Origin of the sequence: Pseudomonas sp. 02C 26, assembly GCF_002843585.1 — a bacterium.
GTDB classification, from domain to species: Bacteria; Pseudomonadota; Gammaproteobacteria; order Pseudomonadales; family Pseudomonadaceae; genus Aquipseudomonas; species Aquipseudomonas shirazensis.
Genome location: NZ_CP025262.1, coordinates 1,068,006 through 1,082,133, shown reverse-complemented (window position 1 = coordinate 1,082,133; position 14,128 = coordinate 1,068,006). Strand labels below are relative to the sequence as shown.

10 protein-coding genes are annotated in these 14,128 nt (G+C 62.9%); 6 read left to right on the top strand and 4 right to left on the bottom strand.

Annotated elements, in window-relative coordinates; genetic code table 11:
• Positions 1-26 precede the first annotated feature (26 nt).
• The 4 genes from tatA to CXQ80_RS04885 all read left to right on the top strand — a co-directional run bounded on the left by tatA (position 27) and on the right by CXQ80_RS04885 (position 3,392).
• Positions 27-260 carry a twin-arginine translocase TatA/TatE family subunit gene (gene tatA / locus CXQ80_RS25225; protein WP_101317039.1) on the top strand — a complete coding sequence of 78 codons (234 nt, stop codon included), beginning with the start codon at positions 27-29 and terminating at the stop codon, positions 258-260.
• Positions 260-550, top strand: a complete 291-nt coding sequence (gene tatB, locus CXQ80_RS04895; protein ID WP_101317037.1) for a Sec-independent protein translocase protein TatB — start codon at positions 260-262, stop codon at positions 548-550. Before tatA ends, tatB begins: the two co-directional genes overlap by 1 nt.
• Complete coding sequence (gene tatC / locus CXQ80_RS04890) at positions 547-1,290, top strand: twin-arginine translocase subunit TatC (RefSeq protein WP_101317035.1); 744 nt, start codon at positions 547-549, stop codon at positions 1,288-1,290. Before tatB ends, tatC begins: the two co-directional genes overlap by 4 nt.
• An 86-nt stretch (positions 1,291-1,376) precedes the next feature.
• Positions 1,377-3,392: an HET-C-related protein gene (locus CXQ80_RS04885; RefSeq protein ID WP_101317033.1), complete on the top strand. Its 2,016-nt coding sequence runs from the start codon at positions 1,377-1,379 to the stop codon at positions 3,390-3,392.
• Positions 3,393-3,466: 74 nt separating this feature from the next.
• On the opposite strand, the gene cutA is transcribed toward CXQ80_RS04885, so the two are convergent.
• Together cutA and purL are read right to left on the bottom strand one after the other, a co-directional pair.
• Complete coding sequence (cutA, locus tag CXQ80_RS04880) at positions 3,467-3,778, bottom strand: YqfO family protein (protein WP_101317031.1); 312 nt, start codon at positions 3,776-3,778, stop codon at positions 3,467-3,469.
• 3 nt (positions 3,779-3,781) lie between these two features.
• Positions 3,782-7,681, bottom strand: coding sequence for a phosphoribosylformylglycinamidine synthase (gene purL, locus CXQ80_RS04875; RefSeq protein ID WP_101317029.1), 3,900 nt, complete (start codon positions 7,679-7,681; stop codon positions 3,782-3,784).
• A 242-nt stretch (positions 7,682-7,923) separates the two neighbouring features.
• On the opposite strand from purL, the gene mltF reads away from it, so the two are divergent.
• Entirely contained in the window at positions 7,924-9,381 is a 1,458-nt protein-coding gene (mltF, locus tag CXQ80_RS04870; RefSeq protein WP_101317027.1) for a membrane-bound lytic murein transglycosylase MltF, read from the top strand.
• A 5-nt stretch (positions 9,382-9,386) separates the two neighbouring features.
• Here mltF and tadA read toward each other — a convergent pair whose 3' ends face one another.
• Positions 9,387-9,872, bottom strand: coding sequence for a tRNA adenosine(34) deaminase TadA (tadA, locus tag CXQ80_RS04865; protein WP_101317025.1), 486 nt, complete (start codon positions 9,870-9,872; stop codon positions 9,387-9,389).
• A complete protein-coding gene (locus tag CXQ80_RS04860) occupies positions 9,872-11,254 on the bottom strand; it encodes a multicopper oxidase family protein (protein ID WP_101317023.1) in 1,383 nt (460 codons plus the stop codon). Before CXQ80_RS04860 ends, tadA begins: the two co-directional genes overlap by 1 nt.
• Before the next feature lie 215 nt (positions 11,255-11,469).
• Between CXQ80_RS04860 and CXQ80_RS04855 the strand changes: the two genes are divergently transcribed.
• Complete coding sequence (locus CXQ80_RS04855) at positions 11,470-14,115, top strand: membrane-targeted effector domain-containing toxin (RefSeq protein WP_101317021.1); 2,646 nt, start codon at positions 11,470-11,472, stop codon at positions 14,113-14,115.
• The last annotated feature ends 13 nt before the right edge of the window (positions 14,116-14,128 follow it).

The window sequence follows — 14,128 nt, the reverse complement described above, 5'->3', positions numbered from 1 at the left end:
TCATGGCCTTACAGGAGTGCGCTGACATGGGTGGTATTGGAATCTGGCAACTGGTGATTGTGCTGTTGATCGTGTTTCTGCTGTTTGGCACCAAGCGCCTCAAGGGCCTGGGCAGCGATGTCGGCGAGGCGATTCAGGGCTTTCGCAAATCCATGGGCGGCGATACCGATGCCAACAACGCTGCCAATGTTCAGGCCGAGCAGGCGCCAACGCTGAACGGGCAGAGCGTGCCGCAGGCGCACACGGACCGTCAGGCCTGATGTTCGAGATCGGCTTCACCGAGCTGATGCTGGTCGGCATCGTCGCCCTGCTGGTGCTCGGCCCCGAGCGGCTGCCGGTGGCGGCGCGCGCGGTCGGCCGCGTGCTGGGCCAGGCCCGTCGCGCTATGCACACGCTGCGCACTCAGGTCGAACGCGAGATCGACCTGCCGGCACTGGACAGCGCGCCGCTGCAACGCCTGGAACAGGACCTGCGCCAGGGTATCCGCCTCGACACGCAGCCGGCCAATGACGCCGCTGCGCCGGTCATCGCCAAGGAGAATGCATCATGAGCATTGCTGTGCCTGAGCAGCCTCGCATGCCGATCACCGAGCATCTGCGCGAACTGCGCAAACGCCTGCTGCGCGCGCTGCTGATGATCGGCCTGCTGTTCGCCGCACTGTTCCCGTTTGCGCAGACGCTGTACACGCTGATTTCCGAGCCGCTGCGTCGGTACCTGCCGGAAGGCACCAGTATGATTGCCACCAGCGTCACCTCGCCGTTTCTGACGCCGTTCAAGCTGACCGCGATGTGCGCGTTGTTCGTGGCCATGCCGTTGCTGCTGCATCAGGCCTGGGGCTTCATAGCGCCCGGCATGTACCAGCGCGAGCGGCGCATCGCCCTGCCACTGCTGCTGTCGAGCATCGTCCTGTTCTACAGCGGCATGGCCTTCGCGTTCTTTCTGGTATTTCCGATGATGTTCGGCTTTTTCGCCAGCGTGACGCCTGATGGCGTGGCGATGATGACCGACATCAGCCTGTATCTGGATTTCATCATGGCGCTGTTCCTGGCGTTTGGCCTGGCGTTCGAGATCCCGGTGGCGACCTTCATCGTGGTCTGGGCCGGTTTGACCGATGTGGCGACGCTGCGCAAGAGTCGGCCCTACGTGATCGTCGGCTGCTTTGTGGTGGGGATGATCCTGACGCCGCCGGATGTGTTCTCACAGACGATGCTGGCGGTGCCGATGTGGGTCCTGTTTGAAGTCGGGCTGTTGGCCTGTACTTCTCTACCCAAGTCACGCAGCCGCGACTGAGGCACTTACAGCAGGACAGATTGCCTGCTCCCAGTACCCGGCGAGGGCTCACATGCTGGCGGCTCATCCCTCGCCGAGTGTCCATCATGACCGCCCCCGCCATGACCCTGCAGACCAGCTTCGCGCTGGACCTGCTGACCGATATCGCCGCGCCGCTCTCGGCGCAAGCCTTCTACCGGATGTTCGCGCCGGTATTTGGCGATGACCTGCCCAAGGCAAGCTACCGCCAATTGCAAGAGGCCCTGCGCAGCGGCACCCTGAGTCCCCCCGTGCACCGTATCAATGCCCAGGTGCAAGGAAAGGCCAGCTACGACAATGCCACTCGCGTCATAGACCTACATCCACAGGTGATCGACGCTGCATTGCAGCGGCCAAACGCAGCGTGCGAGCTGGCGACCATCCTGTTGCATGAGTTCGGTCACCATCTGGACAACGTCCTGCGTCAGGACCTCGCCCGCTGTGCCGACGATGGCTGCTTGCTGGACGCCGAACACGAGGAAGGCGCACGCTTTGCCTATCTGTTCGGCTGCGTTGTGGCCGGTAGACGCGGCATGCATGAGGTTGCCCGACTGCACCACGCAGGGCAGATCAGCTTGCTGCAGGTCTACCCGCCAATGCTGCGGGGCTTTATCCGCAACAACCAGGACCAGGCAGCGCAATTTGCCGACACCAGTCACGGCAGCCGCGAAGGTTTTTCCGCAGGCTCTGGCGATCCTCGGCATCCTGAGCGCTCATGGGGCCACCAATCGATTGACGAGGATCTCAAACTCGCCGGCTTCACCGAGAAACAGCGCCAGGCAATCTACTTCGGTAACTGGCTGCGCGACTACTCACAAGTCATCGACCCCAAGCTGGTACGCGCTGCCGACGCGCCGGACGACTTCCCCGCCAAGCTCTCCAGAGAGGTTCTGACGCAACTGGTCGACCTGCTCGCACTGCGCCACTTTCCCGGCCTGCAAGGTACCCCGGAGGAGCGCGATCGCTACCGGGTAACCCCGCAAATGCTCGGCGTGTACCGGCCCAGCGAGCACATCGACAACCCCTACAACCCAAACCCGGACGCGGCTGATCCGCGCAACATCGACAGCGACTTCGAAGCGCCGATCCGCGAGGATGACCCGCTGCTGCAGGTCGACCCGCAGACCTCGATCAAGCGCTACATCAGCACCTCGGTGGACTACATGTGCGCCCGCCTGAGCGATGCCATGGTCATGGGGCCAAGTGCCGAAGGCCTGCGCGAATTCGGCGCGGCCCTGCACGTGCTGGAAGACTACTTCGCCCACTCCAACTACGCCGAGCTGAGCCTGCGCAAGCAGGGCCATGCCGATGTGTTGACCTGGACCGCACCAGCGGATTGCAAGCACGAGTGGCCAATCGTCACCGGCATGTTCGCCGGCAGCGACGTGATCGCCAGCCTGGCCGAACCGATGGCCAAGGCGTTGTTCCCGACCTCCGCCGGCTTTGAAACCATCACCCCGGGGATACGCAGCGACAGCGAGCTGGCCCTGCTGATCCTGTTGCACGACCACCCTGATCCGAAATGGCAGGAGTACCTCAAAACCTCGCTGGAAGTGCGTGACACCCTGGCCGACATTCCCGGCTTCAATGGCGTGCGGCTGGTGTCGTGGATGCTTGGCTCACCGCTGCGTGGCGCGACCGACCTGACCAAACTTGGCTATCAGGCCATTCTCAACCTGATCGGCAACTCGGTGGATGACGTGCAGACGCTGATCGGTGGCAACCCCATGCTGACCGGCTCGACCAACCCGACCCACTCCCAGCTCGCCAAGGACCATGACGTGCACCCGTTACACACTCTGGCGACGCTGATGGCGCGGGTGGCCGTACGCAACGTTGGTTTTGCTATGTACAAACACTGGCAAGGCGGGCGCTTGCTAAACCCGGTAAAGGTCGCGCGCAGCTACTTCACTCACCCCAATGACAGCGACTGGCAGGACGAACTGGTCAGCGTCTGGGCCGGCGAGCATCCAGACAAGATCAAGGATGCGAGCGATGCGGCCATCTTCGAAGCACTCCATCACGAGTATGCCCCAAGGGTTGACCAGAGCGCCTGGGAGCGCCTGAAAAAGCTGTTTGATTGACGCCTTGAACGTGAAAAGCCCTGGCAGTCGCCTGCCAGGGCTTTTCAGCGGTATAACGGTGCGACTACCACAACTCAGAAGTCAGCCAATGGCCAAACCTCATAAGCAGGCGTTTCGTACGGGTGGCTGTGCTTCAAGGCAGTGACAACCTGCTGAATCAGCTCGTCGGCCACCACCAGCTCGACCTTCCACTCCTCGACCTGCTCGACCTCGCCAGCCTGCCCGAGAAACGGCTGGCTGCCGGCCATCGGCCGGAACTGGCCTTGGCCAAGGGTCTGCCAGGCGCAGTGCTCATAGTCACCGATACGGCCGCCACCGGCGGCAAACACGGCGGCCTTGACCACTTCGACATGGCTGGCCGGGACGAAGAAGGCGAGCTTGTACACCGTTTAGTTCACCCACACCCGCGCGTTGCGGAACATGCGCATCCACGCCGCATCTTCCTGCCAATCGTCTGGACGCCACGAGTTCTGCACTGCGCGGAACACCCGCTCAGGGTGCGGCATCATGATCGTCACGCGGCCGTCGCGGCTGGTGAGACCGGTGATGCCACGCGGCGAGCCGTTCGGGTTGGCCGGGTAGGCTTCGGTGACCTTGCCGTGGTTGTCGACAAAGCGCAGCGCCACGCAGCCAGACTGGTCGGCTGCAAGCAGCGCGGCCGGGTCGGCGAACTCGGCGTGGCCTTCACCGTGGGCGATGGCGATCGGCATATGCGAACCGGCCATGCCCTGCAGGAAGATCGAGTTGGACTTCTGCACCTCGACCATAGCCACACGGGCTTCGAACTGCTCGGAGCGGTTCCGCACGAAGTGCGGCCACAGCTCGCTGCCCGGGATCAGCTCGTGCAGATTGGACATCATCTGGCAACCGTTGCACACACCCAGGGTGAAGCTGTCGTCACGCTCGAAGAATGCCTGGAAGGCATCCCGCGCGCGGCTGTTGAACAGCGCCGACTTGGCCCAGCCCTCACCGGCACCGAGCACGTCACCGTAAGAGAAGCCGCCGCAGGCAACCAGGCCTTTGAACGCTTCCAGGTCAACACGACCGGCGAGGATATCGCTCATGTGCACGTCGACGGCGTTGAAGCCGGCACGGTCGAACGCCGCAGCCATCTCGACCTGGCCGTTGACGCCCTGCTCACGCAGGACTGCCACTTGCGGGCGGATGCCTTTTTTGATGTACGGCGCCGCGATGTCATGGTTGACGTCGAAGCCAAGCTTGACGCTCAGGCCTGGATTGTCTTCAACCAGCAGGCCGGCGTATTCCTGATCAGCGCAATCGACGTTGTCGCGCAGGCGCTGGATCTGATAGCTGGTCTTGGCCCACTCGCGCTGCAGCTGGCCGCGATCACCGGTGAATACCGCTTCGCCGGCGAGCTTGATCAGCACTTCGCTGTTGTTGATCGGCTGACCGATCACGGCCACGCAATCCTCGCCCAGGCCAGCAGCGCTGAACTGCGCGAGCACGTCCGGGGTGGCATCCTGGCGAACCTGGATGACCGCGCCGAGCTCTTCGTTGAAGAGAATCGCCGCGACTTTTTCGCGCTTGCTGGTCAGGGTGTCGAGTTCAAGGTCCAGACCGCAATGGCCGGCGAAGGCCATTTCCAGCAGGGTGGTCAGCAGGCCGCCGTCGGAACGGTCGTGGTAGGCCAGCAGGTGACCATCGGCGTTGAGGCCCTGGATCACGGCGAAGAAGGCCTTGAGGTCTTCAGCGTCGTCGACGTCCGGCGCTTGCGCAGCCAGCTTGCCGTGGGTCTGCGCCAGGATCGACGCGCCCATGCGGTTTTTGCCGCGGCCCAGGTCGATCAGGATCAGGTCGGTTTCGCCCTTGTCCATGCGCAGTTGCGGGGTCAGGGTCTGGCGTACGTCGACCACCGGGGCGAAGCCGCTGATGATCAGCGACATCGGCGAGGTCACGCTTTTTTGCGCGCCCTGCTCGCTCCACTGGGTCTTCATCGACATGGAGTCCTTACCCACCGGAATGGTCAGGCCCAGCTCAGGGCACAGTTCCATGCCGACGGCGCGAACAGCGTCGAACAGGCGGGCATCTTCACCCGGGTGGCCGGCAGCCGACATCCAGTTGGCCGACAGTTTGATGTCGGACAGCTTGTCGATGCGTGCGGCAGCCAGGTTGGTCAGCGCCTCACCGACCGCCATGCGGCCGGAGGCCGGAGCATCCAGCAGGGCCAGCGGGGTACGCTCGCCCATGGCCATGGCTTCGCCGGTGTAAACGTCGAAGCTGGTCGCGGTCACGGCGCAATCCGCTACCGGAACCTGCCATGGGCCGACCATCTGGTCGCGTGCAACCAGGCCGGTGATGGTGCGGTCGCCGATGGTGATCAGGAAGCTCTTGCTGGCCACCGCCGGGTGGTGCAGCACGCGCTCGACCGAGTCGGCCAGGTCCAGCGTGCTTGGGTCGAACTCATCGCCAAGCTCTTCTTCGCGAGTGACCGAACGGTGCATGCGCGGCGGCTTGCCGAGCAGGACGTCGAGCGGCATGTCGACCGGGGTGTTGCCGAAGTGGCTGTCGGTAACGGTCAGGTGCGGTTCGGCAGTAGCTTCGCCGACCACCGCAAATGGGCAGCGCTCACGTTCGCAGATGGCCTTGAAACGCTCGAAGTTGGCCGCATCGACCGCCATCACGTAACGCTCTTGCGATTCGTTGCTCCAGATTTCGTGCGGGGCCATGCCCGGCTCGTCGTTGGGCACGTTGCGCAGTTCGAAGCGGCCACCACGACCACCGTCGTTGACCAGTTCAGGGAAGGCGTTGGAAATGCCGCCCGCGCCGACGTCATGGATGAAGGCGATCGGGTTGTCGTCGCCCAGCTGCCAGCAGCGGTCGATGACTTCCTGGCAACGGCGCTCCATTTCCGGGTTTTCCCGTTGAACGGAAGCGAAGTCGAGGTCAGCCGAGCTGGCGCCGGTGGCAACCGACGACGCCGCGCCGCCCCCCAGGCCGATCAGCATGGCTGGGCCGCCGAGCACGATCAGCTTGGCGCCCACGGTGATCTCGGCCTTTTGCACGTGATCTTCACGGATGTTGCCCAGGCCGCCGGCCAGCATGATCGGCTTGTGGTAGCCGCGCACTTCTTCGCCGTGCGGGGTCTGGATCGACTGCTCGAAGGTACGGAAATAGCCGGTCAGGGCCGGACGGCCGAATTCGTTGTTGAATGCGGCGCCGCCGAGCGGGCCTTCGACCATGATGTCGAGGGCGTTGACGATGCGCTCTGGCTTGCCGTATGGCTTCTCCCACGGCTGTTCGAAGCCTGGGATCCGCAGGTTGGACACGGTAAAGCCGGTCAGGCCAGCCTTGGGCTTGGCGCCGCGACCGGTCGCGCCTTCGTCACGGATCTCGCCACCAGAACCGGTGGAAGCGCCGGAGAATGGCGAAATGGCGGTCGGGTGGTTGTGCGTCTCGACCTTCATGAGGATGTGCACCGGCTCCTGCACCGCGCCGTACTGGCGGGTTTCGGGGTTCGGGAAGAAGCGCCCGGCCACGCTGCCGACGATCACCGAGGCGTTGTCCTTGTAAGCCGACAACACGCCTTCGCTGTGCATCTGGTAGGTGTTCTTGATCATGCCGAACAGGCTCTTGTCCTGCGCCTGGCCGTCAATGTCCCAGGTGGCATTGAAGATCTTGTGTCGGCAATGCTCGGAGTTGGCCTGGGCGAACATCATCAGTTCGATGTCGTTCGGGTTGCGCTTGAGGCCCTGGAAGGCGTTGACCAGGTAATCGATCTCGTCTTCGGCCAGGGCCAGACCGAGGTCGATGTTGGCCTGCGCCAGCGCTGCACGGCCACCGCCGAGCACGTCGACCGAGGTCATCGACTTGGGCTGGGCATGGCTGAACAGATCGCCTGCCTGCTCCAGTTGGGTCAGCACGCGCTGGGTCATGCGGTCATGCAGCGCGGCGGCAACTTCTTGCGCGTCGGCCTCGCAGAGGTCGCCGGCCACGTAGAAGGCAATGCCGCGCTCCAGGCGCTGAATGCTCTGCAGGCCGCAGTTGTGGGCGATGTCGCTGGCCTTGCTGGCCCAGGGCGAAATCGTGCCCAGGCGCGGCACTACCAGGAACAGGCGACCAGTCGGCTCTTGTACCGGCACGCTCGGCCCGTACTTGAGCAGACGGGCCAACACTTGCTGCTGGTCGGCGGTCAATTCACCATCGACGTCGGCGAAGTGGGCGAATTCGGCATACAAGCCGGTAACAGCGGGGACTTTCTGGCTCAGTTGCTCGAGTAGCTTACCGTGGCGAAAGGCAGAAAGGGCAGGAGCGCCGCGCAGGATCAACATCGTCGGGACAGCCTCAGGAAGGGGTGTGCTTAGAGGCCGTGCATTCTAGCGTAATTCGCGCGATTGGGCACCCGCTGCAAGGCAATGCTGCCGGGCGGCTGAACCGGACTCCGGGGTCAGAAAAGTCGGGGCTTTTTACCGATTTTGCTCGGCCATCAACAAATCCCTGGCCAATCTGCTAGCAGACCTGCCCAGCGTTGTCGAGATATGGCAGTTGCGGCCCTTTGCGTATACTGCAAGCTATGTTCGCCCCCACTGCTTTGCGCAAGCGTTGCGCCCAATGGCTCTTCGCAACCGGCCTCTTCCTGATGCTCGGTGCCTGTGTTGAAAAACCCAGCACCCTCGAGCGCGTCAAGGAAGACGGCGTGCTGCGCGTGATTACCCGCAACAGCCCGGCCACTTACTTCCAGGACCGCAACGGGGAAACCGGCTTCGAATACGAGCTGGTCAAGCGTTTTGCCGATGACCTGGGGGTGAAGCTGGAGATCGAAACCGCCGACAATATCGACGAAATGTTCGATCAACTGGGCAAACCGTCCGGCCCAGTGCTGGCAGCGGCGGGCCTGGTCAGCAGCGAAAAGCGCAACATCCAGGCAAAATTCTCGCATCCGTACCTCGAAGTCACCCCGCAGGTCATCTACCGCAATGGGCGTTCGCGGCCGACCCAGGCCAAGGGCCTGATCGGCAAGAAGATCATGGTGCTCAAGGGCAGCAGCCATGCAGAGCAACTGGCAGCGCTGAAAAAACAGTTCCCGACCCTGGAATACGAAGAATCCGACGCCGTTGAAGTAGTCGACCTGCTGCGCATGGTCGATGAAGGCCAGATCGACCTGACCCTGGTCGACTCCAACGAGCTGGCGATGAACCAGGTGTACTTCCCCAATGTACGGGTTGCCTTTGACCTGGGCGACAGTCGTGATCAGCGCTGGGCAGTCGCCGCGGGCGAAGACAACAGCCTGCTCAACGAGGTCAACGAGTTCCTCGACAAAGCGCAAAAAAACGGCACCCTGCAGCGCCTCAAGGATCGTTACTACGGCCACGTCGACGTCCTCGGTTACGTCGGCGCCTACACCTTTGCCCAGCATTTGCAGCAGCGCCTGCCCAAGTATGAAAAGCACTTCAAGGCCTCGGCCAAGGTCGAGCAGGTCGATTGGCGCCTGCTTGCGGCAATCGGCTATCAGGAGTCGATGTGGCAGCCTGAGGTGACCTCCAAAACCGGCGTGCGCGGGCTGATGATGCTGACCCAGCGCACCGCGCAGGCGATGGGCGTGTCCAACCGGCTGGATGCCAAGCAGAGCATCACCGGCGGCGCCAAGTACTTCATGCTGGTCAAGGAACAGCTCGACGACAGCATCAAGGAGCCGGACCGTACCTGGTTCGCCCTGGCCGGCTACAACGTCGGCAGCGGCCACCTGGAAGACGCCCGCACCCTGGCCAAGCGCGAAGGCCTGAACCCGAACAAATGGCTGGACGTAAAGAAGATGCTGCCGCGCCTGTCGCAGAAGCAGTGGTACAGCAAGACCCGCTATGGCTACGCCCGCGGCGGCGAGCCGGTGCATTTTGTCGCCAACATCCGCCGCTACTACGACATCCTGACCTGGGTGACCCAGCCGCAGCTCGAAGGCCAGGTCGCCGAAGGCAACCTGCATGTGCCAGGGGTCAACAAGGACAAGCCAGCGGAACAGTCACCGCCGATGTAACCGGCTCAGCTCGAGGCTTTTGCCCGCCGCGCCTTGAAGAAATCGCTGAGTATCTGCCCGCATTCCTGCGCCAGCACCCCACCTTCGAACAGCACCCGATGGTTGAGAAAGCCCTGGGTAAAGAACTGCCCCTGGCTCTGCACGATCCCCGCTTTCGGTTCCAGCGCCCCATACACCACCCGCGCCACCCGCGAATGAACGATCAAACCTGCGCACATACTGCACGGCTCCAGGGTCACGTACAGCGTGCTGCCGGGCAGCCGGTAGTTGCTGGCCGCCTGCGCTGCAGCGCGAATGGCGACCATCTCAGCGTGGGCGCTGGGGTCGCTGTCGGTGATCGGTCGGTTGAAGCCGCTGCCGATCACTTCGCCACCCTGCACCAGCACCGCGCCAACCGGCACCTCGCCCAATGCCGCACCTTGCGCAGCCAGCTCCAGGGCCATCTGCATAAAGGCCTGATCACGGCTGCGATCGATAATCTGCGCGCGCATCAGACCACCGCAATCGCGGCCATCAGGCCGGTTTCCATGTGGTCGATGACGTGGCAATGGAACATCCAGGTGCCCGGGTTATCAGCCACCAGGGCCACCTGGGCGCGCTCGTTCTTGCCCAGCAGGTAGGTATCGGTGAACCACGGCTCGGTGATTTTGTGCCGGTTGGAGCTGAGCACCTTGAAGCTCATGCCATGTAAGTGAATCGGGTGCTGGTACTGGGTCATGTTCTTCAGCTCGAAGATGTAGCTCTTGCCCTTTTCCAATGTGGCGATCGGGCGGTCGGCGCAGGTCTTGTCGGTAATGTCCCAGGCCTTGCCGTTGATCTGCCACAGGCTTGGCGGGCGGCCGCTGTCGGTGTCGACCGAAACCTTGCCGACCCACTCGAAATTGAAGTTGATCTTCTCGGCGTTGGCCAGGTCTGGTTCGGCGATCGGGTTGGCCGGTAATGCCGGCGGCCATTCGCCGGGGGCGTCGCTGCTGGCAACCGAGCGCAGGGTGCCGAGGCGCACAAAGCCGTCGCGCAGGGAGATCTCCTCGCCGGCTTCAGGGATGCGGATCGCCAGACAGATGCGCATGCCAGGGCCCAGCCAATAGTCATCGTCCAATGGCCGCGGCGTGACCGGGTTGCCATCGAGGGCGTAGATCATCGCCTCGCAGTTGCCACGCAGGTTGATGCGGTAGGTCCAGGTATTGTCGAGGTTGAGCAGGCGCACGCGCACGACCTGCCCGGCCGGCAGCTCGGTAACCGAATCTGCCTGGCCGTTGATGGTGATCAAGCGCCCAGCGGTGCCATTGCGCGCAGCTTCACGAGGAATGCTGAACGGCAGCCACCCGCCCTGCTCGTCGACGTGCCAGTTTTTCAGGCTCAGCGTGCGCTCATGCTTGAAGCCGGTGGGCTCGCGCTCTTCGACGATCAGTGGGCCGACCAGGCCCCGACCAAGCTCCTCGGAGCTGCTCACGTGTGGGTGATACCAGTAGCTGCCGGCGTCCGGCACGCGGAACTTGTAGTCGAAGTACTCGCCGGGCTTGACCGGCAATTGCGAGACATAGGGCACGCCGTCCATTTCCAGCGGCAGGCGGATACCGTGCCAATGGATGGTGGTTTCGACCGGCAGGTGGTTGATGAAGCGCACCCGCAGCCAGGTGCCCTGGCGGACCCGCAGCTCGGTGCCCGGCGCCGATGGGCCAAAGGCCCAGGCCTCGGTCTTGAAGCCCGCTACCAGCTCGACTTCAAGCGGCGCGGCGATCAGCTCGTAGTCATGTCCGGCGTTGTCGTCCTCGACCTTGCCCAGCCAGTAGCGCGCTGCGCCTCCAGCGCCCAGGCCAACCACGACCAGGCCAGTCAGGCCCTTGAGCATTTGTCGACGGGTAAAGGACATCGGTGCAGGTACCTCGTTATACGCAGCCAGTCTGCCAGCACGGGGCTGGCAATGAAGGGCGAATACGATACACCTGCAAATGGGAAAGATTAAGTGAAGGTGAGCGAAACCTGCTTTTGCGCAGCCTTACCTCAGCTCGCTGAGCAATATCTAACACCGTGGCATGGATTGGCTGCGTCACAGTGCCGCCTTGCACTTACCGACGAGGTTACCCCATGTCAACCACAACGTCCCAAGCCGATACGCTCGCCGAGCTGACCAACCTGGCAAAGGAAGTCAGCACAGCCTGCCCTGACATGCGGCAGATGGCGCGTGAAGTGGCGCTGAAACTGCTGCAAGCGCACGGCCTGGATACACTGGAACCAGACCGGGTCTACTTTCATCGCTTCCATGGCGCTGCCAGCAGCCCGCGCACATTCAATGGCTGGCAGCACCATCAAGCGCCATACCAATCCCAGACCCTGCCGCAGCTGGTGATGGCTCGGTTCACCAGCGAGGAGCAGGAGGCGTCGGACCTGCTCGATCAGTTCACCGGCTTTTACCGCACAGGGCCGGCTGGAACCACGTTCGATGAAACCAACGAAATCCGGCTTTCTCCCAAGGCTGTCATGGACGTGTTTTGGCAGATCGACCTCAGCAGCGACTTCCAGACGCGGATGAGCATTTTCTGGGCCAATCACGCCGGCGACTATCGGCTATTGGCCAAAGCGACCTTCATGAGCAAAGTGCTCGAGGCATGCGCGCAGTCCCCCGCCAGTACCCTGGCCCAGCGCAGCCGCGAGGCGGCGCTCTGCCTGACGGGCACGGCGCAGTGGCCGCCGTCCATGGCCAACTTGCGTGAGGAGGTGATCCCCGCTGGTCCTGCGCGGCTGTGCACCTTCGATATCGGTGGCCATCTCGCCAGCGATATCCTTAGGCTGGTCAGGGACGATGGCAGCCAACTGCTTTACTTGCCCGGCGAAGAGCCTGCGCTGAGACAGTTCAGTGATGACCGTGAGCTGTTTGCCTGGGTCCTGGCGCAGACGCGCGATGAGCGGGACCGCGCACGTTTCTTCAACCACTTCCCGCTGGCCAGTCACGTCCAGGACGGCGACCAGGCCGGGCTGCTGCAACTGCTGGAAATCATGCGCAGGCAGTGGGCTGCAAGCAGGCCGGTTGGGCTCAATATGGCCCGGATCAGCCTGCGTCAGGACGCCTTCACCTGGCTGCGTGACACTGCGCAAAAGCGCATGGCTGCTGATGCCAGCTTTGCCCTGCGCTCCAATGCCGACCTGCGCAAGCAGCTGTGGGTGGGCTATCTGCAGACATTCAACCGTGTCTTCGGCCCGATGGCGCCGGGAGCCTGGCAGATCGCCCTGGCTGCGACGGGTGCAGGCCTTGCCGAAACTGCGCTGGATATAGACCTCGCTGTGCACGCGCCAACCACGGCGAAGCGGCAAAGTGCAGTCATCGCCGCAATCATCGCCAGCCTCAACACCTTGTTCAACGCGGCAGTGTTGTACAGCGCCGGCGTCAATGCCGAAGGCAACATGAAGCCTGAACCGTTCGAGGCGCAGCCCGTCGAGGAACAGGAACTTGAACCAGCGACGGCTGCGCAAATCGCCACATGGGTGCCCGATGGCTATACCGCGGCCGACACTGACGAGCTGCTGGAAACCCTGGAGAGCAATGACATTCTCACCTCTGCCCCCGGCGACAGCCAATTCCAGGGTGTGATAACAGAACAAGGCAGGCACTACGCGATGGTAGGCGACCTGACTTACCAGGTTCGTTTTATCAACGAGTTCAATACCTGGGCCATCATCGACCCTGAAAACCCTTTTTCGCCAACCAGCACCCTGCCGCTACGCCGCGACGCGGACGGTGCCTGGCTAATCGCCGCGCGGCCAGGCCTGTACGGCGGCACTCCGCGCTTCCTGCTCAAGGCCTGGGGACGACTACGACCAAGGCCGGCCCTGCCCGCGCTTGAACCCACACCTTACGAAGTCGCGCCAGAACACCAGGACAGCCTGCGCCGCGCCGCCTTTGGCCAGGAAAACCAAGCGCTGGTCGAAAGCGACAGTGCCCCCTACCGGCTGTACAGAACCCTGCGCGATGCGCTCGAGGCAGACGCCAGAACGTTCTATAGGTCACTTCAGCCGCTGCCCCGACCGGTGCTGCCAGAACTGGCATCAACCGCATCGGGCAAAAGCCTGGTACGCGCCCTTTACGCAGAGCGCAATGGCTTGGTGATCGGTGAGTCGCACGTCGAGCGAGGGGCCAGACAGTTCCTGATCACGCACATGGGTCAGCTCAAGAAGCAGGGTGTCAGGGTGATCTATCTGGAACACTTCATGACCGACTTTCAGCAGGCCGAACTCGACGTGTTCAACCAGACCGGATCACTGACACCTGCGCTGAAAAGTTACGTGGACACCTTCGACGCTTACTCCGCAATGCTGGAAAGCACGCCCTACACCATGAAGAAAGTTCTGTACGCCGCCCATGCACAAGAAGTTCGGGTGCAAGGCATCGACTGCCTCGCCTCTTATCGCCAGGCATGGTACGTGCAGCCTTCACTTACCACCCGCCAGCAGATGATGAACTACTATGCCCAGCGGATCATTGCGCTGGACCAGTCAGCCCGCGGCAGCTCGAAGTGGGTTGCGCTGGTGGGCAACTCCCACGTCAACTCCTTCATGAGCGTGCCCGGAATAGCAGATCTGGAGGGGGTGATCGGCATGCGTGTAAAGGATATCGAGATCGGCCAACCGAGCATCATCGGCGCAGACCCGGGGTTTGCCGACGACGTGCTGGGCGAGCCGGTGTTCGTCAAATCCGACCTGCTGCTGCAAGCGCCATTGGCCCGACCGTGGATGTAACGACGCCGAGGCG

Coding starts and splice junctions, on each gene's coding strand:
- tatA (WP_101317039.1), top strand. CDS start 27: ATGGGTGGTATTGGAATCTGGCAACTGGTGATTGTGCTGTTGATCGTG.
- tadA (WP_101317025.1), bottom strand. CDS start 9,872: ATGCGCGCGCAGATTATCGATCGCAGCCGTGATCAGGCCTTTATGCAG.
- tatB (WP_101317037.1), top strand. CDS start 260: ATGTTCGAGATCGGCTTCACCGAGCTGATGCTGGTCGGCATCGTCGCC.
- purL (WP_101317029.1), bottom strand. CDS start 7,681: ATGTTGATCCTGCGCGGCGCTCCTGCCCTTTCTGCCTTTCGCCACGGT.
- mltF (WP_101317027.1), top strand. CDS start 7,924: ATGTTCGCCCCCACTGCTTTGCGCAAGCGTTGCGCCCAATGGCTCTTC.
- CXQ80_RS04855 (WP_101317021.1), top strand. CDS start 11,470: ATGTCAACCACAACGTCCCAAGCCGATACGCTCGCCGAGCTGACCAAC.
- CXQ80_RS04885 (WP_101317033.1), top strand. CDS start 1,377: ATGACCGCCCCCGCCATGACCCTGCAGACCAGCTTCGCGCTGGACCTG.
- CXQ80_RS04860 (WP_101317023.1), bottom strand. CDS start 11,254: ATGTCCTTTACCCGTCGACAAATGCTCAAGGGCCTGACTGGCCTGGTC.
- tatC (WP_101317035.1), top strand. CDS start 547: ATGAGCATTGCTGTGCCTGAGCAGCCTCGCATGCCGATCACCGAGCAT.